Below are 24,537 nucleotides of genomic sequence, written 5' to 3' on the forward strand. Positions count from 1 at the left end.
AATTTGCACCATAGCGAAAGGCTATTTGCAGAGAGGCGGTTTCGGGGCCGAAGTTCTGCCCAGTAACGGGCCGGATTGCGGCCGGGATCGGGCTTGAGCAGGTGGCTGCGCAAGACCTGACGGTTTGAGAGGAAGTCACATGAACACCCTGGCCCAGAGAACCCCAAGCCAGACTCACCGTGTCTTGTCGGCCGAGGACATCGAGGCCCTGGCAGTCGGCGCGTGGATTCTGGGAACCGGCGGCGGAGGCGACCCCTACCAGAAGCTTCTCAACATGCGCCTGCTCTACGAGGCGGGCAGCGAGGTCACGCTGGTCGACCCGCTGGCGCTCGATGATGATGCCGTTGTCGCCGTGCTGTCCAACATGGGCGCCCCGCTGGTCGGGCAGGAGCGGCTCTCGGACCCTGAGTTCGCGCTGAAGCCTCTGCGGATGATGGAAGAGTATCTCGGCCGCAAGTTCGATGCCGTGATGGCGCTGGAGATCGGCGGCGGCAATGGAGTGCATCCCATGATGGTGGGCGCGCTCACCGGCTATCCGGTGGTCGATGCCGATACGATGGGCCGCGCCTATCCCGAAGCGCAGATGACCTCGGTCGCCGTTGCCGGGCTGCGCTGCTACCCGCTGACCATGGCCGACATCCGCGACAATGAAGTCATCATCCCCCGTGCCGCCTCCTGGCGCTGGATGGAGCGGATCAGCCGCAAGGCCTGCACCGAGATCGGCTCCGTCGCAGCCACCTGCAAGGCGCCCCGCTCGGGCGCCGAGGTCAAACAGCACGGCGTGCTCTACTCGGTCTCCAAGGCCATCGCGCTCGGCGCCAACGTGCTCAAGGCCCGCGCCGCCCACACCGACCCGATCGAGGCTGTGCTCTCTGCCACCGAGGGCAAACGCCTCTTCGCGGGCAAGATCGTCGACATCGAGCGCCGCGCCACCGAGGGCTTCCTCCGCGGCAAGGCCAAGATCGAGGGGCTCGATGATTTCGCCGGCAAGGAAATGGTCGTGCACTTCCAGAACGAGTTTTCCGTCGCCTATCTCGATGGAGAGCCAATCGTGATGACACCCGACCTCATTTGCCTGCTCGACACCGTCTCCGGTGATGGCATCGGCACCGATGTCCTGCGCTTCGGCCAGCGCGTCAGCGTGCTCGCCCTGCCAGCACCCGGCGTCTTTCTCAGCGAGAAGGGCATCGCCGCCGTGGGGCCGCGCGCCTTCGGCTTCGATCTCGATTTCAAATCCGTCTTCAAGGAGCCCAACTGATGAAACGCATTGGCATTGATGTCGGCGGCACCAACACGGATGCGGCCCTGCTCGACGGCGACCAGGTGATCGCGGCGGTCAAGACCTTCACCACCGCAGATGTCACCAGCGGTGTCCGCACTGCCCTGAAAGAGGTGATCGCCAAGGCCGGGGATGAGGCCCAGGGCGTGGTCGCGGTGATGATCGGCACCACGCATTTCACCAACGCCGTGGTCGAACGGCGCAATCTTGGCCGCGCGGCAGCACTGCGCGTGTCGCTCCCCGCCTCCGCCAGCCTCGTGCCCTTCTGCGACTGGCCCAAGGATCTGGCCGCCAAGGTCAACGGCGGTGTCTACCTCGTTGAAGGCGGCCATGAGTATGACGGTCGCCCGCTTGTTCCGATGGATGAGAAGGCCGTGGCCGAGGCCGCCCGCAAGATGGTGCAGGATGGCATCGAGGCGGTCGCCGTCTCCGCAACCTTCTCCCCGCTGACTGCCGAGTGCGAAGACCGGGCCGCCGAGATCCTGCAGAACGAAGCGCCCGACATCCACGTCACCAAGTCTTCCACCCTCGGCCGGATCGGCCTGCTGGAGCGCGAGAACGTGGCGCTGATGAACGCCTCGCTCATCGGTCTGGCGCGCGACACTACCAAAGCCTTCGTCGATGCGGTGGCAGAGAGCGGGCTCGGCGCCCAGCTCTTCATCACACAGAATGATGGCACCGTGGTGCGGGCCGAGGCCGCGCGCGAGTATCCGGTGTTCTCCTTTGCCTCCGGCCCCACCAACTCCATGCGCGGCGCCGCCCTTCTGGCCGGCATCGAGAATGCGATGGTCTGCGATGTGGGCGGCACCACCGCCGACATCGGCTGCCTCGTCAACGGCTTCCCGCGCGAGGCCAACAACGTGGTCGAGGTCGGCGGCGTCCGCACGCTCTTCCGCATGCCCGACCTGCTCTCCATCGCGGTCGGCGGCGGCACCAAGATCGGGCGCGATCCGCTCACCGTGGGCCCCGAGTCGGTGGGCTACCGGCTGAGCGAGCGTGCGCTGGTGTTCGGCGGCGATCAGGTCACGGCAACCGACATTGCGGTTGCTGCTGGTCTGATCACCCTCGGAGATTCCTCCAAGGTGGCCGCTCTGCCCGCCGACTTCGTGCAGGCCGCGCTGGCCAAGATGCATGAAAACATCGCCGAGGGCGTCGACCGGATGAAGACCGACGCCACCGAGGTGCCCCTGCTCGCCGTGGGCGGCGGAGCCATGCTCATCCCCGAGTCGGTTCCCGGCATCTCCGAGGTGATCCACGTCGAGCACAGCGGCGTCGCCAATGCGGTCGGCGCGGCTATGGCGCAGATATCCGGCGAGACAGACCGGATCTACCGCGATATGGACCGCGACGAAGCCATCGCCGAGGCCCGCCGCGCCGCGATTGCCGCTGCGGTCGAGGCCGGGGCGGAAGAGAGCACCATCAAGGTGATCGACGTTGAAGACCTGCCGCTCTCCTACCTGCCCGGCCGTGCCATCCGCACGCGGGTGCGGGTGGTGGGCGAGGCTGCCGCCCTCAACGAACCCGTGCCGGCATGACCCGCCCCAGCATCGGCCTGCTCGTCGTCGGGCAGGCCCCCCGCCCGGCCCTGCTGGCCGAGTTCCGCCACGTGTTGCCGGAGGCGGCAGCGGACATCCGGGTCATGGGCGCGCTCGACCATCTCGATGAAGCGGGCCTCGCCGCCGCCGCCCCTACCGGCGACGGCGACACACTCTACACCACCCTGCCCAGCGGCCGCTCCATTCTGCTCAGCAAGAAGGCCGTGACCGAGGGCATGGGCAAGCGGCTGGACGATCTCGCAGCCGAAAGCATCGACGTGGCCATCGTGGCCTGCACCGGTCGGTTCCCGTCGCTGGAGCGCGCGGGCGTTCACTTCGCCTCCGATCTGGTCAGCGGCGCGGTCGAAGCCTGCCTGCCCCGCAGCGGCAAGCTCGGGGTGTTCATCCCGACGCCAAGCCAAGCGGAGGCCTGCATCGCCCGCTGGAGCCGCGCGGGCCGTGAGTGCCAAGCCATCCCGCTCCAGCCCGACGCGGATGAAGCCACCATCGCGGCAGCAGCCGAGGCAATGACCGCCGCCGCGCCCGATCTCGTGATCCATGATTGCATCAGCTACACCCGCGCCAGCCGCCAGCTTGCCGCATCGATCCACGGCAAACCGGCCATCCTCGCCGCTGCCATCTGCGCCCGCTTCGCCGCCGAACTCTCGGGCGCCTGACAGGCGCGCAGACGCAAGCCGGGCTGCGCAGCACGTCAGCTGATCAGCACCGCCCGAAAATCGTTCACGTTCGTTAGCGTCGGCCCGGTCACAACAAGGTCTCCCGTCGCGTCGAACACCGCATGGCTGTCGTGCCTGAGCAGGCAGTCCTGCGCATCCAAGCCCCTTTCGGCGGCCTTCGCCAAGAGCCCCGGCCCGATAAGCGCACCTGCGGCCTCCTCGGTGCCATCAATGCCGTCCGTGTCCACGGCAATTGCATGCACGCCGGGGTGCCCGTCGAGCGCAATGGCAAGGCTGAGCGCGAACTCCATGTTGCGCCCGCCGCGCCCCGGTGGCGCATCGCCGATCGAAACCGTGGTCTCGCCGCCAGAGAGCAGAACCGCAGGTGCCTTGGTCGGGTGTCCATGCCGGCCGACCGATTTTGCGATGCCCGCAATCGCTGTGCCAAGCTCGCGCGCCTCGCCCTCCAGCGCATCGCCCAGCACCACCGGCGCGACCCCGGCCAGCCGTGCCACCTCTGCCGCCACTTCCAGTGACATCAGAGGGCTGGCGATCAGGCGATAGTCCGTTTCGAAGGCAGGGCTTGGGCAGGACGGCTCCAGCAATATCTCGCGGGCGGCATCGGGCAGGTCTTGGCCAAGCCGCAGGGCGAGGGCCGAAAGGTCCTCGCCCGCTGTCGGGTCGGGCACGGTCGGGCCGGAGGCTATGCTGGCCGGGTCATCCCCGGGCACATCCGAGATCGCCAGAGTCACCAGCCGGGCAGGGGCGGCGGCAAGCGCTAAGCCTCCACCCTTAAGCATCGAGAGACGGCGGCGAATGCGGTTCATGTCTCCAATCGCCAGCCCTGAGCGGAGCAGCAGGCGGTTGATGGCCTGCTCGTCTTCCAGCGTCAGAGGTGGCACCGGCAGGGGCATCAGTGCCGATCCGCCGCCCGAGATCAGCGCCAGCACCAAGTCACCCTCGCGGGCCGCACGCACGACCCTCAGGATCTCCTTCGCCGCCTCCATCCCTGCCGCATCCGGCACCGGATGGGCGGCCTCGCGCACGGTGATCCGCTCGGTCGGCACCGCGTGGCCGTAGCGGGTGACGACAACGCCGCCGAGGTCCACATCGGGCCACGCCCGTTCCACCGCTCGCGCCATGGCCGCCGCCGCCTTGCCCGCGCCGACCACGATGCAACGCCCCTCCGGGCGGGGCGGCAGATGGTGCGCCAGCACATGCGCCGGGTCGGCTGCCGAGATGGCAGCCGTCATCATCCGGCGCAAAAGCGCCGCCGCATCCTCATCGGTCATGGAGTTGCCTCAGATGTTCTCGCCGCGGATCGCTTCGCAGACCGCGTCGGTCACCTGCTGTGTGGTCGCCTCGCCGCCCACATCGGGCGTCAGCACACCATCGGCGCAAACCTTCTCCACAGCCCGCATCAGGCGCCGCGCCGCATCTGCCTCGCCCAAGTGCTCAAGCATCTGGCTCGCGGTCCAGAAGGTCGCGACCGGGTTGGCGATGCCCTTGCCGGTGATGTCGAATGCCGAGCCGTGGATCGGCTCGAACATCGAGGGGTAGCGCCGCTCCGGGTCGATGTTGCCCGTGGGCGCCACGCCGAGCGATCCGGCCAGCGCTCCTGCAAGGTCGCTCAGAATGTCGGCATGCAGGTTGGTCGCAACGATGGTGTCGAGGCTCTCGGGGCTCTTCACCATCCGCACGGTCATCGCATCCACCAGCATCTTGTCCCACGTCACATCGGGAAAGTCCTTGCTGACCTCGGCGGCAATCTCGTCCCACATCACCAGCCCGTGGCGCTGGGCGTTGGACTTGGTCACCACCGTCAGCAGTTTGCGCGGGCGAGACTGGGCCAGTTTGAACGCATAGCGCATGATCCGCTCCACGCCGACACGGGTGAAAATCGCAACCTCGGTGGCCACCTCCTCCGGCAGGCCCTTGTGAGCCCGTCCCCCGATGCCGGAATACTCCCCTTCGGAGTTCTCCCGCACGATCACCCAGTCCAGATCCTTCGGGCCAACGCCGGCCAGCGGCGAGGTGATGCCGGGCAAGATCTTCGTGGGCCGCACGTTGGCATATTGGTCGAACCCTTGGCAGATCGGCAGGCGCAGGCCCCAGAGGGTCACGTGGTCTGGCACATCGGGCGCGCCGACCGCGCCGAAGAAGATGGCATCAAAGCTCTTGAGCTGCTCGGCCCCGTCCTCCGGCATCAGCGCACCGGTCTTGCGGTAGCGCTCCGAGGACCAGTCGAACTCGGTCACATCCAGCTCGAAGCCGCCGTCACGCCGAGCCAGAGTCTCCAGCGCCTGAAGGCCCGCGGCGATGACTTCTGGGCCAATCCCGTCCGCCGGAATGGAAGCGATCTTGTAGGTTTTCAACGGGGTGCTCCCTTTCGGTTCGGCTTTGGCCCGGGCGCCTTCAGCGGGCGCCAAATCAGTGACGGACATGGGTGTAACTCCTCCAACGCCCTTTGGTGGCGTGGTCCGGACGCTACCCGCATGCATCGCAGCTTCTCAATCGGCAATTGATTATATACAAATCGGCAATAGTCGAAAGGGCGCCTCATGGACATCAAACAACTCAGATGCTTCCTCGCCGTGGCCGAAACCCTGCACTTCGGGCGGGCCGCGCAATCGCTCGATATGCTGCCCGCCTCGCTCGGGCGGCAAATCCGCCTGCTGGAGGACCGGCTCGAGACCCGCCTCTTCCTGCGCACTACCCGCGCCGTTTCGATCACCGAGGCCGGCGCGGCACTGATCGAGGATGCCCGCGCGCTGGTCGCTTCGGCCGATGCCTTCGAGGCCAAGGTTCGCTTCGTGCGCAAGTCGGAGGCACCGGTGCTGAAGGTCGGCGCGATCGACAGCGCGGCAGCAGGGCTGATGCCGCAATTGCTCAAACTGGTGCGAGAGGCCCAGCCGGGGCTGGAGGTGCAACTGGTCGAGCAGAAAACCATCCACATGCTCCCCCGCCTCCTGAGCGGCTCACTCGATATCGCTTTCTGCCGCACCCCCGATGTGCGCGACCCGCGCATCAATTTCCGCACCCTGTTCTTTGAAACCGCCGTTGTGGCGCTGCCCGATGGCCATCGGCTGGCCGGGCAGGACGAAATCAACATCTCCGACCTTGCCGACGAGCCGCTCATTGTCCCCGACCGGCGCTCGCGCCCGCATTCGCACGACCTCACGATCAAGCTCTTCGTCGAGGCCGGGCTCACCGCGCGCATCGCGCAGGTCGCCGAAGAAAAACAAACCATCGTCAATCTCGTCTCTGCCGGCACCGGCCTTGCCATCGTGCCCCGCTGGACCGCGCGCCTGCAGGTGCCAGGCGTCACCTTCGTCGCGCTCTCGGTGCCCTCTGGCACGACCCGCTCCAAACTCATCCTCGCCGCGGCCTGGGCGCGGGGCACGCGCGATCCGTTGCGCGAGGCCTTCATGGGCGTGCTGGAGCGCAACCTCGACGCCATCGAAGCCACCGCCTGATTGTATCGCAGTATAATATAATCTTTGGCGCGTAGCGCGACGCGACCCTTCTCCACACACTCCTCCCATTCGGGCCCGCGTCCAAACGAGGCCCGGGAGGACATCACGGAGGAGACCCCATGAACTACCGCACCCTCAAAGCGGTGGCGGCACTGGCTGCCATCACCACCACCCTTCCGCTCGCCGCGCAGGATCGCGAGGACTGGCCCTCGAGCGTGACCATTGGCACCGGCAGCCAAGGCGGCACCTACTTCACCTACGGCTCTGGTTTCGGCGCGATGCTGAGCGAAGACCTCGATCTCAATGCTGGCGTCGAGATCACCGGCGGCCCGGTGCAGAACGTCACGCTGGTGGAGACCGGCGAGCACCAGCTCGGCTTCGTCACCCTCGGCCCGGCCGACGAGGCCCGCCGCGGCGAGAGCCCGCTAATGCCCGGCACGCCGCATGAAAACGTGCGCGCGCTCTTCCCCATGTATCAAACCCCGCTTCAGGCCGCCGTTCTGGCCAGCTCCGACATCCAGAGCTTTCAGGACATGGCCGGCAAGCGCGTCGGCGTCGGCCCTGCAGGCGGCACCTCGGCCACCTACTGGACCCGCTTCTTCGAGAACGCCGAGGGCTACGATGGCGTGACCATCTCCAACGCGGGCGGCTCCGATACCGCAGGTCAATTGAAGGACGGGCTCATCGACGCCTTCGTCTATGCCGCAGGCCTGCCCACCGGCGCCTATGCCCAACTCGCGGTCGAGAATGACGTGCGCTTCATCTCGATGGATGACGAGACGCTCGCCACGATGAAAGAGATCGTGCCCGCCATGGCCGATTTCAACATCCCGGCCAACACCTACGAAGATCAGCCGGACGATCTGCAAACCGTCTCGCTCTGGAACTTCGCCATCGCCCATCAGGACATGCCGGAGAGCCTCGCCTACGAGATCACCAAGCTCGCCATGGAAAACCCCGAGCGCATGGTCAGCGTTCACGCAGCCGCCAAGGAAACGCTGGCCGAGAACGTGCTGAAGAACCAGGTGATCCCCTTCCATCCGGGCGCGGTCAAATGGTTTGAGGAGAACGGTCACACGATCCCGGATAACCTGAAGTAAGGCTGCTCCCCAGCCTGCTTCCGGGCGCGGACGGCCGAGTTTACCTCCGTCCGCGCCCTCTTTGTATCAACTGCCGACACCGGGTATTCCGCAATGAGCCACCCCTCCGACACCGACCACACATCCGATGACCTCTCGATGATCGAGCAGGAGACCGCGCGGGCCAATGTCGATGCGGAGCCGCTTGCGGGCAACCAGCGCGACTTCTCCGGCACGCGGCACTGGGTGATCGCGGCGGCCTGCGTCGCCTACTCGGTGTTCCACCTGCTGGTGATGAACGTCTATCCATTGGAGACATGGGCCTATCGCCTCAGCCACGTCGGCGGCGGCCTGATCCTCGGCTTTCTGCTGTTCGGCTCCACGGCCATGACCCTCACGCCGCCCGAGGCGCAGCGCCGCAACCCGCTCGGCCTCGCCCTGCTGGCGCTCGCTGGGGCTGGCATCCTCTACGGACTGATCGGCGTCACAGCCGTCTGGATCAACGGCACCGTGATGGGCGAGATGCTGCCCCCCGCATGGGCGATGTCCAGCTTCGGCATCCCGCTCACCCTCGGCACCGCAGCGGCAATCCTGCACAGCTGGGTCTTTCCGCAGGGCGACCGCACCCGCTTCGCCCCCGCCGATGTTTTGCTGGCGCTCGCCGCGCTTACCGCAACGGCCTACCTGATCTTCTTCTCGCGCCAGCTTCAGCTGCGCGCTGGCATGCCCATGGCCCTGCCGGGCGACATGTGGTCGGCGGTAACCGGCGTGTTGCTCATCATAGAGCTGACCCGCCGCCTCGCAGGCATGGCGCTGGTCATCATCGCCTCCATCTTCGTGGCCTATGCCTTTCTCGGGCCGTGGCTGCCGGGCATCTTCGAACATCGCGGCTATGACGCAAAGCGCTTCTTCTCCTACATCTTCACCGACAACGGCATCCTCTCCGCGCCCATCGCCATCAGCTCGACCTACATCATCCTCTTCGTGATCTTCGCGGCCTTCCTTCAGACGACGCGGGTGGGCGAGTATTTCGTCAACCTCGCCTTCGCCGCCGCAGGTCACAGGCGCGGTGGCCCGGCCAAGGTGGCGATTTTCGCCTCTGGCCTCATGGGCATGATCAATGGCACATCTGCAGGCAACGTGGTCGCAACAGGCTCGCTGACCATCCCGATGATGAAGAAGGTCGGCTACCGCCCGCAAACCGCCGCCTCGGTCGAGGCCGCCGCTTCGACCGGCGGGCAGATCATGCCGCCGATCATGGGGGCAGGGGCCTTCATCATGGCCGAGATCACCGGCATCGCCTACATGGACATTGTCGCCGCCGCGATCATCCCCGCCGCGCTCTACTTCATCTCGGTTTACTTCATGGTCGATCTCGCCGCGCTCAAGGCCGACATGAAGGGCCTGCCGCGCGACCAGCTGCCCAAGCTCGGCGTGCTGATCCGCCAGATCTACCTGCTCACGCCCATCGTCGTGCTGATCTACGCGCTCTTCGCCGGGTACTCCGTGATCCGCTGCGGCACCCTGGCAATGATCACCGCCGCTGTCGTCTCTTGGCTCACACCGCACAGAATGGGGCCGAAGCAGCTGTTTCACGCGCTCGACAGCGGGGCGCGGATGGTGCTGCAACTGGTCGCCGTCTGCGCCACGGCGGGCATCATCGTCGGCGTCATCGCCCTCACCGGCATCGGCTCGCGGTTTTCTACCGTGCTGCTGGCGCTGGCCGACCAGAGCCAGATCCTCGCCCTGTTCTTCGCCATGGTCGTCTCGATCGTGCTCGGCATGGGCATGCCGACCACCGCGGCCTACGCCGTCGCGGCCAGCGTGATCGCCCCTGGCGTGGTCAACCTCGGGGTCGAGCCGCTGATCGCCCATCTCTTCATCTTCTACTTCGCGGTCATGTCGGCCATCACCCCGCCCGTGGCGCTCGCCTCCTACGCAGGCTCCGCGCTGGCTGGCTCCGACCCGGTGAAGACCAGCGTGGAGAGCTTCAGGATCGGCCTAGCGGCCTTCGTGGTGCCCTACATGTTCTTTTTCTCTCCCGCGATGCTGCTTCAGGGCAGCTGGTTCGAGATCGGCCATATCGCCGCAACGGCGGTGGTGGGCGTCTACCTGCTGTCCTGCGCGGTGCAGGGTTGGTTCGTCGGCCGAGCAGGCGCAGCCGTGCGGGTCGCGCTGGCCATCGGCGGCCTGAGCATGATCGCGGGCGGCTGGCTCACCGACGGCATCGGCCTCGGCGTCGCGGCGCTGGCTTTCTTCTGGCAGAAGCACGCGGCGGGGCAGGCCGCCTGACGAGTTTCGCGGTGGCGGCGCGCCAGAGCGCGTCGCCGGGCCATCTCGATGAACGGCCTCCCTAATCGCGGCGATTGAAGATCGTGGTGATGAAGTCATAGGCGACCAGCGCCAGTGTCAGCAGTATGACCACGACCAGATCAGGGCTGGGCACTTCAAAGGCCAGGATGCCGGCAAAGGCGGCGAAGACCGCAAAGGCGAGGAAGGCGAGAATTGCATTCATGTTCCGTTGGTCCTTTCACTCACTCATTCGTTCATAGAGCCATCGCGCCGAGCGCAGCAGGCGTCCGTCTTCTCCGCGCCGCCCCACCAGTTGCACGCCCATCGGCAAACCGTTCGAGGCGGTCAGCAGGGGCAAGGTGACGGCGGGCGTGCCGCAGAGCGTCCACAGCCCGTTGAAGATCGCGTCCCCGGTCGAGCTAAGGCCCTCGGGCGCGGGGCCGGGGGCGGCGGGGCAAAGGATCGCGTCGCAGCGGGTGAAGATCTCATCCAACCCGGCGTTCAGGATGCCCGGCCAGTCCAGCGCCGCGAGGTAGTCCCGCGCCGGGGTGGCGGCGCCCTCGCGGATCGCCTCCAGTGTCACAGCGCCCAACGTTTCGGCCCCGTCCCGCTCGTAGCGGTAGTAGTTGCGCGACATCTCGGCAAAGTTGATCCGCGCCCGCTGAGCCGCGGCCTCGTCGAAGATCGGGGGCAACTCCACCGCAAAGGCCTGCTCGCCCAGCTTTTCTTCCAGCGCCAGAAAGGCCTCCTTGAGGTCGTCATGCGCCCCGTCCCAGCCGGGCGGGCGCACCACGGCAAAAACCGGGGGCATCGGCGGGGCCGAAAGGGCGGTGCGTTCCATCGCCGGGTGCGGCGCGGGGTAGGTGGCGCTGTCTGCCGGGTCGTAGCCGCGGAGCACATCGGCCAGCATCGCCGCGCCGGTCGGGTCGATGGCGAACACGCCGAGCGTGTCCAGCGTCTGCGATTGCATCAACACGCCCCGCCGCGAGATCGCGCCGAACGTCGGTTTGAACCCGGTGATCCCGCAGAACGAGGCAGGCCGGATCACCGAGCCACCGGTCTGGGTGCCTACCGCCAGCGGCACCATGCCGTCCGCCACCGCTGCCGCCGAGCCGGAAGACGAACCGCCCGGCGTGTGGGCAAGGTTGTGCGGGTTGCGCGTGCGGCCGGGGTGCATGAAGGCCAACTCGGTCGAAACCGTCTTGCCCATGATGATCGCCCCCGCCGCCTTCAGCTTCTCGACAATCGCGGCGTCCTGCGTCGGCACCCGGCCCGCGTCGAGCGCGCAGCCGTTCTCGGTGGGCATCCGGGCGGTGTCGATCACATCCTTCAGCCCCACCGGCAACCCGTGGAGCGGCCCGATCGGGCGGCCCGAGCGGCGCATCTCGTCCATCACCTTGGCCTGGTGCCGGGCGAAGCCCGCGTCAAAAAAGGCCCAGGCCCCCACCTCCGCCTCGCGCGCCTCGATCCGCGCGATGCAGGCTTCCACCAGCGTCACAGCATCGAGCGCGCCAGAGGCCAGCCGGTCCCTCAGCGCCACTGCGCCAAGGGCCATCAGGCTGGTCGCACTTGCCCCGTCAGCGGCCATAGAACAACTCCGGCAGATAGAAGACGACCTCCGGGAAGACATACATCAGCACCATCGACACGAGGACACAGAACAAGAAGGGCATCACCCCTGAGAAGATCTGCGTCAGCCGAACCTCCGGCGGGGCGATGCCCTTGAGGTAATAGGCAGACATCGCCATTGGCGGCGTCAGGAAGCTGGTCTGCAGGTTCAGCGCCACGAGGATGCCGAAGAACAGCGGATCGACCTCGAAGATCGCCAGCAGCGGCAGGAAGATCGGAACGAAAATGATGATGATCTCCGACCATTCCAGCGGCCAGCCGAGCAGGAAGATGATGAGCTGCGCGAGGATCAGGAACATCAGCGGCGACAGGTTCAGCGACTGCACGAACTCCGAGATCACATGCTCGCCGCCGAGGTAGGAGAACACCGCCGAGAACACATAGGAGCCAACGAAGAGCCAGCACACCATCGCCGTGGTGCGCACCGTCAGGTAGACGCTCTCGCGCAACCGCTGCCACGTCATCGCCCGGTAGACGAAGGCCAGAAGAATGCCGCCGAGCGCGCCGATGGAGGCCGCCTCCGTCGGTGTGGCGAGGCCGAAGAGGATCGAGCCGAGCACCGCGAGGATGAGGAAGGCCAGCGGCAAGAAGGACGTGACGATCATCATCCAGAGCTTGCCCAGCGGCATGTCGGGCACTTCGTCCTTGCTCGGGCGCGGGGCGACCGAGGGTTGCAGGACCGAGCGGCCGATGACGTAGACGAGGTAGAGCCCCACCAGCACCAGCCCCGGCAGCAGCGCCGCCGCGTAGAGCCGCACGATCGAAACGCCCGAGGCCGCCGCATAGACGATCAGCATGATCGACGGTGGGATCAGGATGCCCAGCGTCCCGCCCGCGCAGATGATGCCGCTCGCGAAGGAGGGGTTGTAGCGCGCCTTCAGCATCTGCGGCAGCGCCAGCAGCCCCATAAGGGTAACGACCGCGCCCACGATACCGGTGGCGGTGGCAAAGAGCGCGCAAGTGATCAGCGCCGCCACCCCCATCGAGCCGGGCAAATCCTTCGAGGCGATGTTGAGAGTCGAGAACAGCCGGTCGACGATGTTGGCCCGCTCCACGATGTACCCCATGAACAGAAAGAGCGGGACCGCGGTGAGCACCTCGTTCGACATGACCGTGTAGGTCTGGTTCACGAAGAGGTCGAATATTCGGTTGTCTATGAATCCCTCGAGCCATGTCGACCATGAGTCCCAAGTCGAGGCCGTTTCGTCCAAACGGTCGAAGCTGCGCCACATCCGGCGGGCATCGAAATAGGCGTAGTAGCCAAAGCCGATGCCCATGGCCATCAGGGTGAAGGCGATGGGAAAGCCGAGGAACACGAAGACGATGAATAGCCCCAGCATCATCAGGGCGATTTGCGGATCCGTCATGGATGAGCGTCCTTCTCGGCCTCTGCGGCCTGTTTCATCAGGAGGTCTTCGGTCTCGAAGACATCTTCCTCGGCCTGAAGCCATTCATTGTTGCGGATCGCCAGAAGGCAGCGGCAGACCTGCGCGATGCCTTGGATGAACAGCAGGATACCGGCCGCCACGATCACCGTCTTGAACTGGTAGATCGGCACGCCCGCCGGGCTGTTGATGCTGACCTCGCCGTATTGCCAAGAGCGGGCGGCGTATTTCCAGCCCGAGATGATCAGGGCCAGCACGCCGGGAAAGAAGAACAGGAAGTAGAGCACAAGGTCGAGCTTGGCCTGGGTCTTCGGCTGCCACAGCCGATAAAGGAAGTCGCCGCGCACATGCCCCCCGCGTGAAAGCGTGTAGGCCCCCGCCATCATGAACATGGTGCCATACATGATGAAACTCACGTCCAGCGCCCATGCCGTCGGCGCGTTCAGCACGTAGCGCACGAAAACCTCATAGCCCGTGCCCACGGCCATCAGGATGATGAGCCAGGCAAAGGCCTTGCCGAACCAAGCCGACAGGTTGTCGGCAAACCGAATGAACCCGATCAAGGTTGTCCCCTCCCCACAGTCAATTTCCCCGGCGCGGAGCCGCCGCGCCGGGGAGTTTTGTCAGGCCAATTGGCTCAGAGGGCCAGCTTGCCCGGGAAGTAGTGCTCGAAGGCGAGGGCGTAGTCGGGCGCGTTCATCAGCTCGTAGTAGGCCACCTTCTCAACCCACTCACGCTGGCTGTCGAGGCAGCGCTTCATGAACTCGTCCTGCTCCAGCTCGGGGATCAACTCGTCCCATGCTTTCAGCTGAGCATCTAGGATTTCCTTCGATGTCCGCTTCACGGTCACGCCCGCCTCCTGCAACTCGGCCAGGTCGGTCGAGTACTGGCGCATCGCCTTGGCGGTGTTCGCCGTCGAGGCGGCTTCCACGGCGTATTTCATGATCGCCTGAAGGTCCGGGTCGAGGTCTTCGAGGAAAGTCCGCGAGAACAGGAACTCAAAGCTCTCCGAGGCCTGGTGATAGGACGACAGGTAATAGTTCGTCGCCACGTCCTGCGCACCAAAGCGGCGGTCAGAGGTCGGGTTGTTGAACTCGAAGGCGTCGATCACGCCGCGCTCCATCGCCGGCACGATCTCGCCGCCGGGCAACTGTGCCACCGACATGCCGAGCTTCTGCATCAGGTCGGCGGCAAGGCCCACCGTGCGATACTTGAAGCCTTGAAGGTCGGCCACCGTATTGACCTCGCCTTTGAACCAGCCGAACGGCTGCGCGAACATCGGAAAGCCCATGTAGCCCACGATATCGAGGCCCATGATATCCTGGGTCAGTTCGCGGTACAGCTCCGCGCCACCGCCCTCGTAGAACCAGCTCAGCATCGTTGTGGCCGAGCCGCCAAACACCGGGCCAGTGCCGAAGAGCGAGGCCGCCTTGTTCTTGCCGTACCAGTAGACCGGCACCGAATGCGCGGCGTCGAGCAGCCCGTCGTTCACGGCGTCCAGCACCTGGAACGCGGCCACAACGGCGCCCGCGGGCAGAACATCGACCTTGAGCCGCCCGCCAGACATTTCGTCGACGCGCGTGGCGTAGTCCTTGGCGAACTCGTCCCAGATGTCGGACGCGGGCCAGGATGTCTGCATCTTCACGACGATCGGCGACTGGGCCAGCACGGCCGGGGCCGCCAGCACGGCACCCGTGGCCGCAGTGCCCGCCAAGGCGCTTTTCTTCAAAAACGAGCGACGGTCATACTTTTGTGGTTTCATCTTTTCTCCTCCCTGAGAACACATCTCGAATGTGCAACCTCATGGTTGCAGCAGCCCGATCTGTGCGCTTGTCATGTTAACTCATCGCGACAACGTCTCAAGAAAAAGCTTTTGGACTCATACAAACGTCAGAGCCGCATCTCCTTTGCAGGCGCAGAAAAAGTCCGGGTTGGGATGAGGGTGATCAGGGTTCTTGCCGCCCCGTCCGCATTACAGCAGAGCTTGCCTGAAACCGCTCTTGGCGGTCGCGCGCGACAAACCAAAACCCACACGCCCGCAGCCATTCAGCACGCAGACCGAGGAGGCCGTTTCAGCCCTGTTTCTTCGACGCTGGTTGCAGCATGCGGCTGATGAAATCGTCGCCGCGGCCCTCTTCCACGTGTCGCAGCATCACGGCATGGGCGGCGCGGCCCACCTCGGCCTCGGGGCCGAGGGTTGCCAGCGCATACCGCAGGTCTTTTTCGCCGTTGCGGATGGTAAAGCGCGCGCCATCGAAGTCGCCTTGCAGCGCCGGGCCTACCGCCTTTTCCAGCGTCCCCGAGCGGGCGGCCCCTGTGCACATCACATCGTAAAGCGCCTGCCAGTCTACGCCCAGCCTGCGGGCGGCGGTGTAGGATTCCGCGAGCAGGGTCATGGTGCCTTGCGTCACGAGATTGTTCATCAGCTTGGCGGTATGGCCGGTGCCGACCTCGCCGAACCTGCGCACAACGCGCGAGTAGTGCGAAACAACGGCCTTCACCCGCTCAAACGCATCTTCATTGCACCCCACCAGCGAGGCCAGCTCACCGGCCTCGGCTTGCGCGGGGCTGCCGGTGACAGGCGCGTCGGCAAACGCCACGCCCTGCGCGTCCAACTGTGCTGCAACGCGGTGGGTGACTTCAGGGTCCGATGTGGTGGTGTCGATCCAGAGCGCCCCGGGCGAGAGGGATGAAAGGATCTCCTCGGCGCAGGCTTCCACCGCCGGGCCATCAGGCAGGCAGGTGAGCACCACATCGACCGATGCGGCAAGCTCTGCGGCGGAGCCCGCTTCCGTTGCGCCCTCGGCAATCAGCCGGTCCACGGTGTCGCGTTTTCGATGCGCCAGAACCGTCACAGCGTGGCCGGTACGCAGCAGGCTGGCGGCCATGCCCCCGCCCATCATTCCGACGCCGATCACGCCGATCGAGGGTTTGCTATCGCTCATCGCTTCACGGCCCATACAATGCGTTCACCAGCGAGAGTGACACGGCAGGCACGTAGGTGACCAGAAGCAACACCAGCACCAGCACGCCGATGAACGGCAGGTTGGTCCGAGTCGTGCTCCACACATCTGTCTTGGCAATCGAGCAGGCGGTCACAAGCACGCTGGCCACCGGCGGCGTCTGCTGGCCAAGCGCGATGTTCAGCGTCAGCAGGATGCCGAACTGGATCGGGTCGATCCCCAGTTGATTCACCAGCGGCATGAAGATCGGCACCGTCAGGATGATCGCCGCCGCGCCATGTAGCACCATGCCCACGAAGAGCAGAAAGACGTTGATGATCATCAGCACCGCCAGCGGATTGGTGGTGATCCCGGTGATGCCCTGTGCCAGCCGCTGCGGCAGCTCGGTTTCGGTCAGGTAAAGGCCCAGCACCGCCGAGGAAGCAACGAGCAGCATCACCACAGAGGTCTGGTTCACCCCGTCGACCAGCGCATCGTAGAGCTTGCGAAAGCTCAGCTCGCGGTAGATGAACCCGCCGATCAAGAGCGCCGCCAGCACGGCCAGCCCCGCGCCCTCGGTTGCGGTGACGATGCCGCCGAAGATACCGCCGAGGATGATGACCGGCAGGATCAGCGCCCAGATCGCGTCCTTGGTCGCCTGCCACAGGCGGCAGAGGCTGAAGCTCTCCTCGCGCGGAAGGTCGTAGCGCACGGCAAAGTAGTAGCTGAGCCCCATCAGCAGCGCCGCGCCAAGCAGGCCGGGCACGATGCCCGCGACGAAGAGCTTGACGATCGAGGTGTCCGACAGGGCGCCATATAGGATCATCGGGATCGAGGGCGGAATGATGATCGCCAGCGAGGCGGTGGAGGAGGTCAGCGCCGCGGCGAACCGCGGGGTGTAGCACTTCTTCTTCATCGCTGGGATCAGCACCGAGCCGGTGGCCGCCACGTCCGCCACGGCGGAGCCGGAGATTTCGGCAAAGAACAGCGACACCCCCACGTTGACCATCGCCAACCCGCCGCGCACGAAGCCGATCAGCGCCGAGACAAAGGCGATCAGCCGGGTCGAGATGCCGCCGGTGTTCATCAGTGCCCCGGCGAGGATGAAGAGCGGAATGGCAATCAGCGGAAAGCTGGTCGCACCGTCATAGAGCGAGAGCGCCGCGTTCAGAAAGCCAAGGTGGCCGTTGAGGATGAACACCCCCATCAGGGCGCTGCCGAGGATCGCCACGGCGATGGGCACGCCAAAGCCGATCATCAGGAACATCGACAGAAGGATAAGAGCTTCGGTCATCTGTCTGTCTCCGTAGCGGCGCGGGTGCGGGCAAGCTCAGCCTCGGCGCGGGCAATCTCGTGCTGGATCTCGCGGGTTTCCGGGTCAACGCCCGAGCGGACAAGGGCCAAGCGCTTGGGCACCGTCAGCCCCCGGCCTAGCAGGATCAGCGCCGCACTCACCGGCAGGATGCCCTGCACAACGCTGCGCGGCACAAAGCGCAGGGTGGTCATGGTTTCGTTGCCGAAGATGCCGAGGATGGTCCACCCGGCCCACAGGACGATGGCGAAGATGGCGAAGAAGATCGCCTCCACCAGCCAGAACAGCGCCATGCGGCCCGGCAGCGGCAGGCCGAACATGAGCCCCGAGAACCCGAGGTGCGCATCGCGCAACACCGCAAGGGCCGCACCGCTGAAGGTGATCCAGGCCAAGAGCAGCACCGCGACCTCGTCATACCAGATCAGCGAGTTGCCCGAATAACGAAAGCCGACCGCCAACAGCACGATCACCGCAAGGATGACGATCAGCGTGACGGTGAAGACTTGCAGGAGGATGTCGAGCCAATGAATGACGCGGTCGAGCATTGCACGGTCCGTTTGCGAGAATGAGGGGGAGGAGCGTGGGGCGCATCGCGGCTGCGATGCGCCCCGGTCCGACTGGGTCGGATCAGGTCTGTTCAGGTCAGGAGTCGCCGTCCGCGAGCGACAGGACCTGATCGATCATCGCCTGGCCGCCTTCGACCTCTGCGGCGAATTTCTCGTAGAGCGGCGCGGAGGCTTCGACAAAGGCATCACGGTCGGCCACGTTGACCTCCATGCCGCCCTCTTCAAGTTCCTTGAGCAGCGCACCGTCCTGCTCCGCTCCCTGTTCGCGCGCCCAGAGCGCAACTTCCTGCGCGGTCTCGGTCAGCACCTGCTGAATTTCCGGGTCGAGCTTCTCGAAGGCCGCCACACCCACCGTCGGATAGGCGGGCGAGTAGACGTGGCCCGACATCGACAGGTATTTCTGCACTTCGTTCAGCTTGCCGCCCGCGATGTTGGTCAGCGGGTTTTCCTGCCCGTCGATCACGCCTGTCTGCAAGGCCACGAAGACTTCGGAGAACGACATCGGCGTCGGGTTTGCGCCATATTCGCTGAACATGGCCACGCGCCAAGACGAGTTGGGCGTGCGGATCTTCAGCCCTTCGAGATCGGCGGGAGTGTTGATCGGGCGCTCGTTGTTGGTGATCTGGCGAAAGCCGTTCTCCCAAACGGCCAGCGGGCGATAGCCCTGCGACTCGGCGGCGGGCACCAGCACGTCCTTGAAGAAGGTCTCGTCGATCCGGGCGAGATGATCGCGGTCGGCCACGAGGAACGGCAGGTCGAAGATCGCGTATTCGGCGGCGATCTCGGGCATGATCGAGGAGGGCAGCGTCAGGTGCATGGTGCCCAGCTTGATCTTCTGGAGCATGTCCTTGTCCTTGCCCAGCTGCGAGCTGTCAAAGACCTTGACGACAGCCGTGTCGCCCAGTTTTTCGTTGGCACGGCGGGCAAACTCGCTTGCGCTCTGTTGCTGAAGCGAGCCGGTGGCGGCGCTGATGCCGAAGATGATCTCTTCCTGCGCCACGGCCGTGCCGGCCATCATGGCGAGCGATGCGGCGCCGAAGATTGCGGCCTTGAGTTTCAATGGTCTTCCTCCCTTTGGTTGGTGGCGGTGCTGCCGCCGGTCAGGCCCTTCCGGGCCTGTGTTCAGCTCTGTGTCGCGTCCTCTAGTGCCGGGCCCCTGAACAGGGCGGTCATCTCTTCTGGCGACAGGTCCGCCGGTGCTTCGGCCCGCGCGGCGCGCGCGGCCAGCTTGCGCCCGAGCGCAACGGCGTTGAAGGTTGCCCCGGTATCGGCCACGCCATGACCGGCGATGTCATAGGCGGTGCCATGTGCCGGGGTGACGATCGGAAACGGGTAGCCCGCGATCAGTGTCACGCCGCGGTCGAAGCCGATCAGCTTCATCGCGATCTGGCCCTGATCGTGGAACATGGTCAGCACCGCGTCGAATTCGCCCTTCAACGCCCGCACGAAGACGGTATCCGAAGGGATCGGCCCGGTCACGGCCAACTGGCGCGCCTGCGCCCTTTGCACCGCCGGAAGCAGCATGTCCTCGTCTTCGGTGCCAAAATTGCGCCCGTCGCCCGCGTGTGGGTTGAGCGCCGCCACGCCGATGCGCGGCCGTTCGAACCCGGCGTTCTCCATGGTTTCCACCGTCAGGCAGAGCGCGTCGTAGATCCGGTCGGTGTTGAGCACATCGGCCACTTCGCGCAGCGGAATGTGCGATGTGACCCGCGCGTTCCAGACCTCGTCCAAAACGTTGAACTCGCGCCCGCTCCGCTTGGCGTCGATGGTGGCATTGATGAAGCCGATCTCGTCAACGTAATCGGGCCGCGCCAGTCGCATCCCGTGCTTGTTGAACGGGGTGAAAAAGGCGCAACCGGCAAGTCCGGCATTGGCCAGCCGCAGCGCGGCCGCGAAATTCTGCAACGAGGCGGCCCCGGTTTCGCGGCAGGATTCCCCAAGCTTCAGCGTTTCCGGGTCGCAATTGGCCATGTCCACCAGAACCGTGCCCTCCGGCAGGCCATCGGCCGCCTGCTCCGGCGTCAGCACCGGCAGGTCGATCTCAAGGCCGGCGTGCCGCGCCCCCATGGCGAGCACTCGCGCATCCCCGATCACGACCATATCGCCGCGGTTGGCCTCGGCATCCGCAATCACGCGGGCGCTCAGCTCCGGGCTGATTCCCCCTGCATCGCCTATGGCGAAGGCCACTCGCTGTTGGTGATTCATGTATTTCCTCATTTTGTATACGAAATACACTGCATGGCCTCGCCGCAGTTGGCAAGAGGTTCTATAGTTGCCGAGACGACGTAAGCCGGGAGCACAGTGGAATGGATAATGGTGGTGTCACGACGGGCGGCCCCGTCGCGATCCGAAAGCGGACCCTTCACGATCAGGTGGCCGACGGCATTCGAGATCTGATCATCGAGGGCTATCTCGAACCGGGCAGTCGAATTGACGAAACCCGCCTGATCGAGCAGCTCGAAGTGTCGCGCACGCCCTTCCGCGAGGCTCTGCGCACCCTGGCCGCCGAAGGGCTTGTGATCATCCGTCCCTCACGCGGCGCTGTGGTGCGCAAGCTGACCGCGCAGGACGTGTTTTCCATGCTCGAAGTGCTCGCTCACCTCGAAAAGCTCGCCGGCAACCTCACCTGCGAGCGCGCCAGCGACGAAGAGATCGAGGCCCTCCTGAGCCTCCACCGCGAGATGCTGGCGCTCTATGAAAAGCGCGAGCGGCTGGCCTACTACAAGCTCAACCAGGATTTTCACACCATGCTCTCCGAGCTGTCGGGCAACGAAACCCTGCAGGAAATGCAGCGCAACATTCAGGCTCGGCTGAAACGCATCCGCTTCATGGGCAATCGCAAACCGGAATACTGGGCCGCCGCCGTGGACGAACACGAGAAAATGGCCGAATGCCTCTCCCGCCGCGACGGCCCCGCCCTCGGCGACATCATGGCCGGCCACCTGATGAACACCTGGGACCGCGTGAAGAACAGCGTTTGAGTCGCAGGTTGATGTGATCGATCCCAAGCGCGGCCAGCGAGGCCTCGGTGGCCGCGCGGAAGTCTGTGGCGGCAAAATCTCGTGGCAGGAACTTAATGACGAGAAACATGCGATCGCGCGGCACGTCCGAGGCCGAGGTTCGGAATGCCGGCGGGGCCGATGTTTCGGATGGTCATGGTATGCGTTTCCTTGAGGTTGTGTCCGGGAGCCTTGGCCCCCGGTGTTAGCGATTACTCTGCCGGAACAGGGTCGGTTTTCGGCGCGTCGAGGCGAGCTGCCAGACGGGTCAGCAGGATGCCGAAGGCAACAACGGCGGCCCCCACGAAAGGCGTGGCGGCAAGGCCCATTTCCTCAACCACATGGCCGCCGCCCCACGAGCCGAGCGCGATGCCAAGGTTGAAGGCACCGATATTCAGCCCCGAGGCCACCGCCACCGCTTCAGGCGCAACCTGACGTGCCGTAACGACCGTGTAGGCCTGCAATGGCGGCACGTTGGCAAAGGCGAAGCCACCCCAAAGCGCGACCACCGCAATCGCCCAGACAGGAGAGCTTATCGCCAGCCCGAGCACCGCCAGAAGCACTGCAAGGCCGGTGAAGATCAGCGTCAGTGCGGGGATGGGCCCGGTCCGGTCGGCCAGTCTGCCGCCCAGAATGTTGCCTGCCGCCACGGAGGCTCCGTACAGCAGGATGACAAGGCCAACCGATCCGGCAGACAGGCCGGTCACATCCGTCAGCATCGGGGCCAAGTAGGTGAAGGCAATGAAGTTGCCGCCGTAGCCCACCGCCGTGATCAAGTAGACCAGCAGAAGCCGTGGCGAGTTCAGCACGCGGGCCTGGGCGCTCAGGCTGGCTGGTGCAGGGCGGCTGAGATTTCCGGGCACCAGCAACGCGCTGGCGATAAGGCCGATGAGCCCAAGGGCCACCACGCCGAGGAAGGTCGACTGCCAGCCAAAGGTCTGTCCGATCCATGTACCAAGGGGCACGCCGGTCACAAGCGCGACCGTGAGGCCAAGGAAAACCGTGGCAATGGCCGAGTTCTCCTTCTCCCGGTCAACCAGATCGGTTGCGATGGTCGATGCGATGGCAAAAAAGACGCCATGGGCGAGGCCCGTAGCAAAGCGTGCGGCGATCAGGCTGCCGTAGCCCGGCGCAAAAGCCGCAAAGGCGTTGCCGGCAATGAATAGCGTCAGAAGCGCCAGCAGCAGCGTTTTGCGCGGCATCCGTCCGGCAAGCGCGGTCAACACTGGCGCGCCGATGGTCACGCCAAGCGCATAGAGACTGACAAGCAGCCCTGCACTTGGCAACGAAACGCCAAGGTCGGTGGCAATGGTGGGGATGAGGCCGACGATCACGAATTCGGTGGTTCCGACGGCAAAGGCGCTGATGGTCAGCGCCCACAAAGCAAGTGGCATGGCCCGGTCTCCTGCGGTTGGGCGTTTGGGGTCGACAGCGCAGATGGCAGGTCTTAGCCTTTGCGTGAATGAGCAGTTTCGGAATGGACTTTTGCGCCGCACGCACGAATTACCCCAAACCCGCGATCTCGCCGCCTTCGTGGCCGTGGTCGAGGATGGCGGCTTTGCCGAAGCGGGGCGGCGCCTCGGCATGGCACCGTCGACCCTCAGCCGCACGGTGACGCGGCTGGAAGGCCTGCTTGGTCTGACCCTGCTGCGCCGCACCACCCGGTCGATCGAGCTGACCCCCGAGGGCCGCGATCTTCTGGATGCGGCGCGCGGAATCCTTGCCCGCACCGAGGCGCTGAGCGACCTTGCCGCCAGCAGTCGTCGCCCGCGTGGGCCGCTGCGGGCCAACGCGCCGGTGCCCTTTGTGCTGCACGCCATCGCCCCGCGGCTTTCTGAGTTTCACGCGGCCTATCCCGAGGTTCAGTTGACGCTCGACATGACCGACAGCCTCGTGGACCTGATCGGGTCCCATGCCGATGTTGCGATCCGCTTCGGCCCGCTTCCAGACAGTGACATGCTGCATCGCAAGCTGGGCCGCACCCCGTGGAAACTGGTGGCAGCGCCGGAGTATCTCGACCGCACAGGCTGGCCGTCGTCCCCGCAGGATCTGACTAAGCTCGAGCAAGTGCGCTTTGCGGCGCCCGACCACATCAACAGCTTGCGGTTCAAGGGAGTCACCGGGCCACTGTCCCTCCCCACCTCGGTTGTCGCGGGCAATGGCGAGGCGGCTCGGCGCCTGGTGCTGGGCGGCCTCGGGATCGCCCGCTTTTCGGACTTCATGGTCGCCGAAGACCTCGCGAAGGGGCGTCTCGTCGAGCTGTTCCCAGAGGAGCTGGAGGCCGAACCCCTCGACATCACCGCCCTTTACCTCACCCCAACCGCTGGCCTACGCCGCCTCGCCGTATTCCTCGACTGGGTCGGCGGCCTGCTGTGACGGACGTTCATCTAGGGGGCAGCGCCCTGATGCACTTGGGAAAGGCTCCGACGGTGGGGGTGCGTTTTTCCCCAGACACTCTTGGCCTCGCGACCGCTGTCTGCGCCAAACCTGGTTCTGGTCCGGCTACTGCCCAAGCCCACCACCTCGCAGAGTAACGCCAAGGCGTTCAGCGGCACTGCGAATGTGATGCCGCATGGCATCCTGCGCGCCGGATGGGTCCTGTGCTTCGACATAGCCGAGAATGCTGCGATGTTCGTCGAGCGTGCGCTTGGCCAAATCGTCGGAGGTGTAAACCGCCGCAGTGTCGCGCGTCGTTCCTTTCAGCCGGAAGGATATGTAGGTGGAAAGTCCCATCAGATAGGTGTTGCCGGTCGCACTCGCGAGGGCCCGGTGAAAGCGCGCATCGGCCTCGAGCTTGGCCTCATCGAAAAACGGTGTTTCGGCGAGGTCAGAGAGTGCCGAGTGCAGTTCGGCAAGGTCGGCGTCGGTCCGGCGCATCGCGGCGATCCCGGCGATCTCGATTTCCAGCACCCCACGCAGTTCGAAAAGCTCACCGAGGTTTTCGCTGTCGCCCAGCCCGTTGCCGTCGATCCGAAAGGTCAGGCGCTCGTTTTGCGGGCACACCACCGCGCCGCGTCCCTGCCGGCTATCAAGGATGCCTTCATATCGGAGCCTTGCGATGGCCTCGCGCACCACATTCCGGCTGACACCGAAACTCCGGGCAAGCTCAGTCTCCGTGGGCAATACCTGCCCCTCCGCCAGTGCGCCTGATGCGATCTGCTCCATGAGCTTGTCCGCAATGCGGTCCGGCAGCCCGGTGGGGCGTTCTACGGCAAACTTGGTGCTCAACTCTTCCACGTCCTGCGCTCTTGGTCCGCCCGGCGGGGCGTTTGGGGAGGGATAGCAGACCCGCCCACGGGCAGGATACTGTTTTCCGATAATATGATTGTTGGACAAATAGGGCAAAGCTGATATCAGCGCCTCCGG

Annotated in this window: 22 protein-coding genes; 8 read left to right on the forward strand and 14 right to left on the reverse strand. The window is 65.3% G+C overall.

What is annotated here, in order from left to right; all coding sequences use genetic code 11:
- The first annotated feature begins 184 nt into the window (after nt 1-184).
- The 3 genes from ACUXVX_RS05025 to ACUXVX_RS05035 are packed head-to-tail and all read left to right on the forward strand — an operon-like array spanning nt 185 to nt 3,491.
- The gene (locus ACUXVX_RS05025) at nt 185-1,258 is read left to right on the forward strand and encodes a DUF917 domain-containing protein (protein WP_261384793.1); all 1,074 of its coding nucleotides are present in this window, start codon (nt 185-187) and stop codon (nt 1,256-1,258) included.
- Nucleotides 1,258-2,814: a hydantoinase/oxoprolinase N-terminal domain-containing protein gene (locus ACUXVX_RS05030; RefSeq protein ID WP_446310641.1), complete on the forward strand. Its 1,557-nt coding sequence runs from the start codon at nt 1,258-1,260 to the stop codon at nt 2,812-2,814. The genes ACUXVX_RS05025 and ACUXVX_RS05030 overlap by 1 nt, the downstream gene beginning before the upstream one ends.
- Entirely contained in the window at nt 2,811-3,491 is a 681-nt protein-coding gene (locus ACUXVX_RS05035) for an AroM family protein (RefSeq protein WP_446310642.1), read from the forward strand. The genes ACUXVX_RS05030 and ACUXVX_RS05035 overlap by 4 nt, the downstream gene beginning before the upstream one ends.
- 35 nt (nt 3,492-3,526) lie before the next feature.
- Here ACUXVX_RS05035 and ACUXVX_RS05040 read toward each other — a convergent pair whose 3' ends face one another.
- Nucleotides 3,527-4,783: a glycerate kinase type-2 family protein gene (locus tag ACUXVX_RS05040; RefSeq protein WP_446310643.1), complete on the reverse strand. Its 1,257-nt coding sequence runs from the start codon at nt 4,781-4,783 to the stop codon at nt 3,527-3,529.
- A 9-nt stretch (nt 4,784-4,792) separates the two neighbouring features.
- Nucleotides 4,793-5,866 carry a tartrate dehydrogenase gene (locus ACUXVX_RS05045; RefSeq protein WP_446310644.1) on the reverse strand — a complete coding sequence of 358 codons (1,074 nt, stop codon included), beginning with the start codon at nt 5,864-5,866 and terminating at the stop codon, nt 4,793-4,795.
- A 186-nt stretch (nt 5,867-6,052) separates the two neighbouring features.
- On the opposite strand from ACUXVX_RS05045, the gene ACUXVX_RS05050 reads away from it, so the two are divergent.
- The 3 genes from ACUXVX_RS05050 (at nt 6,053) to ACUXVX_RS05060 (ending at nt 10,338) form a co-directional block, all read left to right on the forward strand.
- Nucleotides 6,053-6,967, forward strand: a complete 915-nt coding sequence (locus ACUXVX_RS05050; protein ID WP_446310645.1) for a LysR family transcriptional regulator — start codon at nt 6,053-6,055, stop codon at nt 6,965-6,967.
- Nucleotides 6,968-7,086: 119 nt separating this feature from the next.
- Complete coding sequence (locus ACUXVX_RS05055) at nt 7,087-8,067, forward strand: TAXI family TRAP transporter solute-binding subunit (protein WP_446310646.1); 981 nt, start codon at nt 7,087-7,089, stop codon at nt 8,065-8,067.
- A gap of 93 nt (nt 8,068-8,160) precedes the next feature.
- Complete coding sequence (locus ACUXVX_RS05060; RefSeq protein ID WP_446310647.1) at nt 8,161-10,338, forward strand: TRAP transporter permease; 2,178 nt, start codon at nt 8,161-8,163, stop codon at nt 10,336-10,338.
- A gap of 61 nt (nt 10,339-10,399) precedes the next feature.
- Here ACUXVX_RS05060 and ACUXVX_RS05065 read toward each other — a convergent pair whose 3' ends face one another.
- From ACUXVX_RS05065 to ACUXVX_RS05110, 10 genes are all read right to left on the reverse strand, one after another.
- Entirely contained in the window at nt 10,400-10,561 is a 162-nt protein-coding gene (locus ACUXVX_RS05065) for a hypothetical protein (RefSeq protein WP_222470587.1), read from the reverse strand.
- Nucleotides 10,562-10,576: 15 nt separating this feature from the next.
- Complete coding sequence (locus ACUXVX_RS05070; RefSeq protein WP_446310648.1) at nt 10,577-11,926, reverse strand: amidase; 1,350 nt, start codon at nt 11,924-11,926, stop codon at nt 10,577-10,579.
- Nucleotides 11,916-13,334 (reverse strand): TRAP transporter large permease, encoded by a 1,419-nt coding sequence (locus ACUXVX_RS05075; protein WP_446310649.1) that lies wholly within the window; start codon nt 13,332-13,334, stop codon nt 11,916-11,918. Before ACUXVX_RS05075 ends, ACUXVX_RS05070 begins: the two co-directional genes overlap by 11 nt.
- Entirely contained in the window at nt 13,331-13,915 is a 585-nt protein-coding gene (locus ACUXVX_RS05080) for a TRAP transporter small permease subunit (RefSeq protein WP_446310650.1), read from the reverse strand. Before ACUXVX_RS05080 ends, ACUXVX_RS05075 begins: the two co-directional genes overlap by 4 nt.
- A 74-nt stretch (nt 13,916-13,989) precedes the next feature.
- Nucleotides 13,990-15,114: a TRAP transporter substrate-binding protein gene (locus ACUXVX_RS05085; RefSeq protein ID WP_446310651.1), complete on the reverse strand. Its 1,125-nt coding sequence runs from the start codon at nt 15,112-15,114 to the stop codon at nt 13,990-13,992.
- Nucleotides 15,115-15,424: 310 nt separating this feature from the next.
- Nucleotides 15,425-16,297: an NAD(P)-dependent oxidoreductase gene (locus ACUXVX_RS05090; protein WP_446310652.1), complete on the reverse strand. Its 873-nt coding sequence runs from the start codon at nt 16,295-16,297 to the stop codon at nt 15,425-15,427.
- A 4-nt stretch (nt 16,298-16,301) separates the two neighbouring features.
- Complete coding sequence (locus ACUXVX_RS05095; RefSeq protein WP_446310653.1) at nt 16,302-17,588, reverse strand: TRAP transporter large permease; 1,287 nt, start codon at nt 17,586-17,588, stop codon at nt 16,302-16,304.
- Complete coding sequence (locus ACUXVX_RS05100) at nt 17,585-18,151, reverse strand: TRAP transporter small permease (RefSeq protein WP_222470581.1); 567 nt, start codon at nt 18,149-18,151, stop codon at nt 17,585-17,587. Before ACUXVX_RS05100 ends, ACUXVX_RS05095 begins: the two co-directional genes overlap by 4 nt.
- Before the next feature lie 97 nt (nt 18,152-18,248).
- Nucleotides 18,249-19,232 carry a TRAP transporter substrate-binding protein gene (locus tag ACUXVX_RS05105; RefSeq protein WP_446310654.1) on the reverse strand — a complete coding sequence of 328 codons (984 nt, stop codon included), beginning with the start codon at nt 19,230-19,232 and terminating at the stop codon, nt 18,249-18,251.
- 62 nt (nt 19,233-19,294) lie between these two features.
- The gene (locus tag ACUXVX_RS05110; protein ID WP_446310655.1) at nt 19,295-20,377 is read right to left on the reverse strand and encodes a 4-hydroxythreonine-4-phosphate dehydrogenase PdxA; all 1,083 of its coding nucleotides are present in this window, start codon (nt 20,375-20,377) and stop codon (nt 19,295-19,297) included.
- 101 nt (nt 20,378-20,478) lie between these two features.
- Between ACUXVX_RS05110 and ACUXVX_RS05115 the strand changes: the two genes are divergently transcribed.
- Complete coding sequence (locus ACUXVX_RS05115; protein ID WP_222495662.1) at nt 20,479-21,153, forward strand: GntR family transcriptional regulator; 675 nt, start codon at nt 20,479-20,481, stop codon at nt 21,151-21,153.
- 230 nt (nt 21,154-21,383) lie between these two features.
- On the opposite strand, the gene ACUXVX_RS05120 is transcribed toward ACUXVX_RS05115, so the two are convergent.
- The gene (locus ACUXVX_RS05120) at nt 21,384-22,565 is read right to left on the reverse strand and encodes an MFS transporter (RefSeq protein WP_446310656.1); all 1,182 of its coding nucleotides are present in this window, start codon (nt 22,563-22,565) and stop codon (nt 21,384-21,386) included.
- 91 nt (nt 22,566-22,656) lie between these two features.
- On the opposite strand from ACUXVX_RS05120, the gene ACUXVX_RS05125 reads away from it, so the two are divergent.
- Nucleotides 22,657-23,547 (forward strand): LysR family transcriptional regulator, encoded by an 891-nt coding sequence (locus ACUXVX_RS05125; protein ID WP_446310657.1) that lies wholly within the window; start codon nt 22,657-22,659, stop codon nt 23,545-23,547.
- Between the two features lie 126 nt (nt 23,548-23,673).
- On the opposite strand, the gene ACUXVX_RS05130 is transcribed toward ACUXVX_RS05125, so the two are convergent.
- Entirely contained in the window at nt 23,674-24,408 is a 735-nt protein-coding gene (locus tag ACUXVX_RS05130) for a FadR/GntR family transcriptional regulator (protein WP_446310658.1), read from the reverse strand.
- Nucleotides 24,409-24,537: the final 129 nt, after the last annotated feature.

This window comes from Vannielia sp. SX4 (assembly GCF_052828525.1).

Excerpts from the sequence above, each read along its gene's own strand:
- ACUXVX_RS05030 (WP_446310641.1), top strand. The coding sequence starts at position 1,258 with ATGAAACGCATTGGCATTGATGTCGGCGGCACCAACACGGATGCGGCC.
- ACUXVX_RS05035 (WP_446310642.1), top strand. The coding sequence starts at position 2,811 with ATGACCCGCCCCAGCATCGGCCTGCTCGTCGTCGGGCAGGCCCCCCGC.
- ACUXVX_RS05040 (WP_446310643.1), bottom strand. The coding sequence starts at position 4,783 with ATGACCGATGAGGATGCGGCGGCGCTTTTGCGCCGGATGATGACGGCT.
- ACUXVX_RS05050 (WP_446310645.1), top strand. The coding sequence starts at position 6,053 with ATGGACATCAAACAACTCAGATGCTTCCTCGCCGTGGCCGAAACCCTG.
- ACUXVX_RS05055 (WP_446310646.1), top strand. The coding sequence starts at position 7,087 with ATGAACTACCGCACCCTCAAAGCGGTGGCGGCACTGGCTGCCATCACC.
- ACUXVX_RS05060 (WP_446310647.1), top strand. The coding sequence starts at position 8,161 with ATGAGCCACCCCTCCGACACCGACCACACATCCGATGACCTCTCGATG.
- ACUXVX_RS05065 (WP_222470587.1), bottom strand. The coding sequence starts at position 10,561 with ATGAATGCAATTCTCGCCTTCCTCGCCTTTGCGGTCTTCGCCGCCTTT.
- ACUXVX_RS05070 (WP_446310648.1), bottom strand. The coding sequence starts at position 11,926 with ATGGCCGCTGACGGGGCAAGTGCGACCAGCCTGATGGCCCTTGGCGCA.
- ACUXVX_RS05075 (WP_446310649.1), bottom strand. The coding sequence starts at position 13,334 with ATGACGGATCCGCAAATCGCCCTGATGATGCTGGGGCTATTCATCGTC.
- ACUXVX_RS05085 (WP_446310651.1), bottom strand. The coding sequence starts at position 15,114 with ATGAAACCACAAAAGTATGACCGTCGCTCGTTTTTGAAGAAAAGCGCC.
- ACUXVX_RS05090 (WP_446310652.1), bottom strand. The coding sequence starts at position 16,297 with ATGAGCGATAGCAAACCCTCGATCGGCGTGATCGGCGTCGGAATGATG.
- ACUXVX_RS05095 (WP_446310653.1), bottom strand. The coding sequence starts at position 17,588 with ATGACCGAAGCTCTTATCCTTCTGTCGATGTTCCTGATGATCGGCTTT.
- ACUXVX_RS05100 (WP_222470581.1), bottom strand. The coding sequence starts at position 18,151 with ATGCTCGACCGCGTCATTCATTGGCTCGACATCCTCCTGCAAGTCTTC.
- ACUXVX_RS05110 (WP_446310655.1), bottom strand. The coding sequence starts at position 20,377 with ATGAATCACCAACAGCGAGTGGCCTTCGCCATAGGCGATGCAGGGGGA.
- ACUXVX_RS05115 (WP_222495662.1), top strand. The coding sequence starts at position 20,479 with ATGGATAATGGTGGTGTCACGACGGGCGGCCCCGTCGCGATCCGAAAG.
- ACUXVX_RS05120 (WP_446310656.1), bottom strand. The coding sequence starts at position 22,565 with ATGCCACTTGCTTTGTGGGCGCTGACCATCAGCGCCTTTGCCGTCGGA.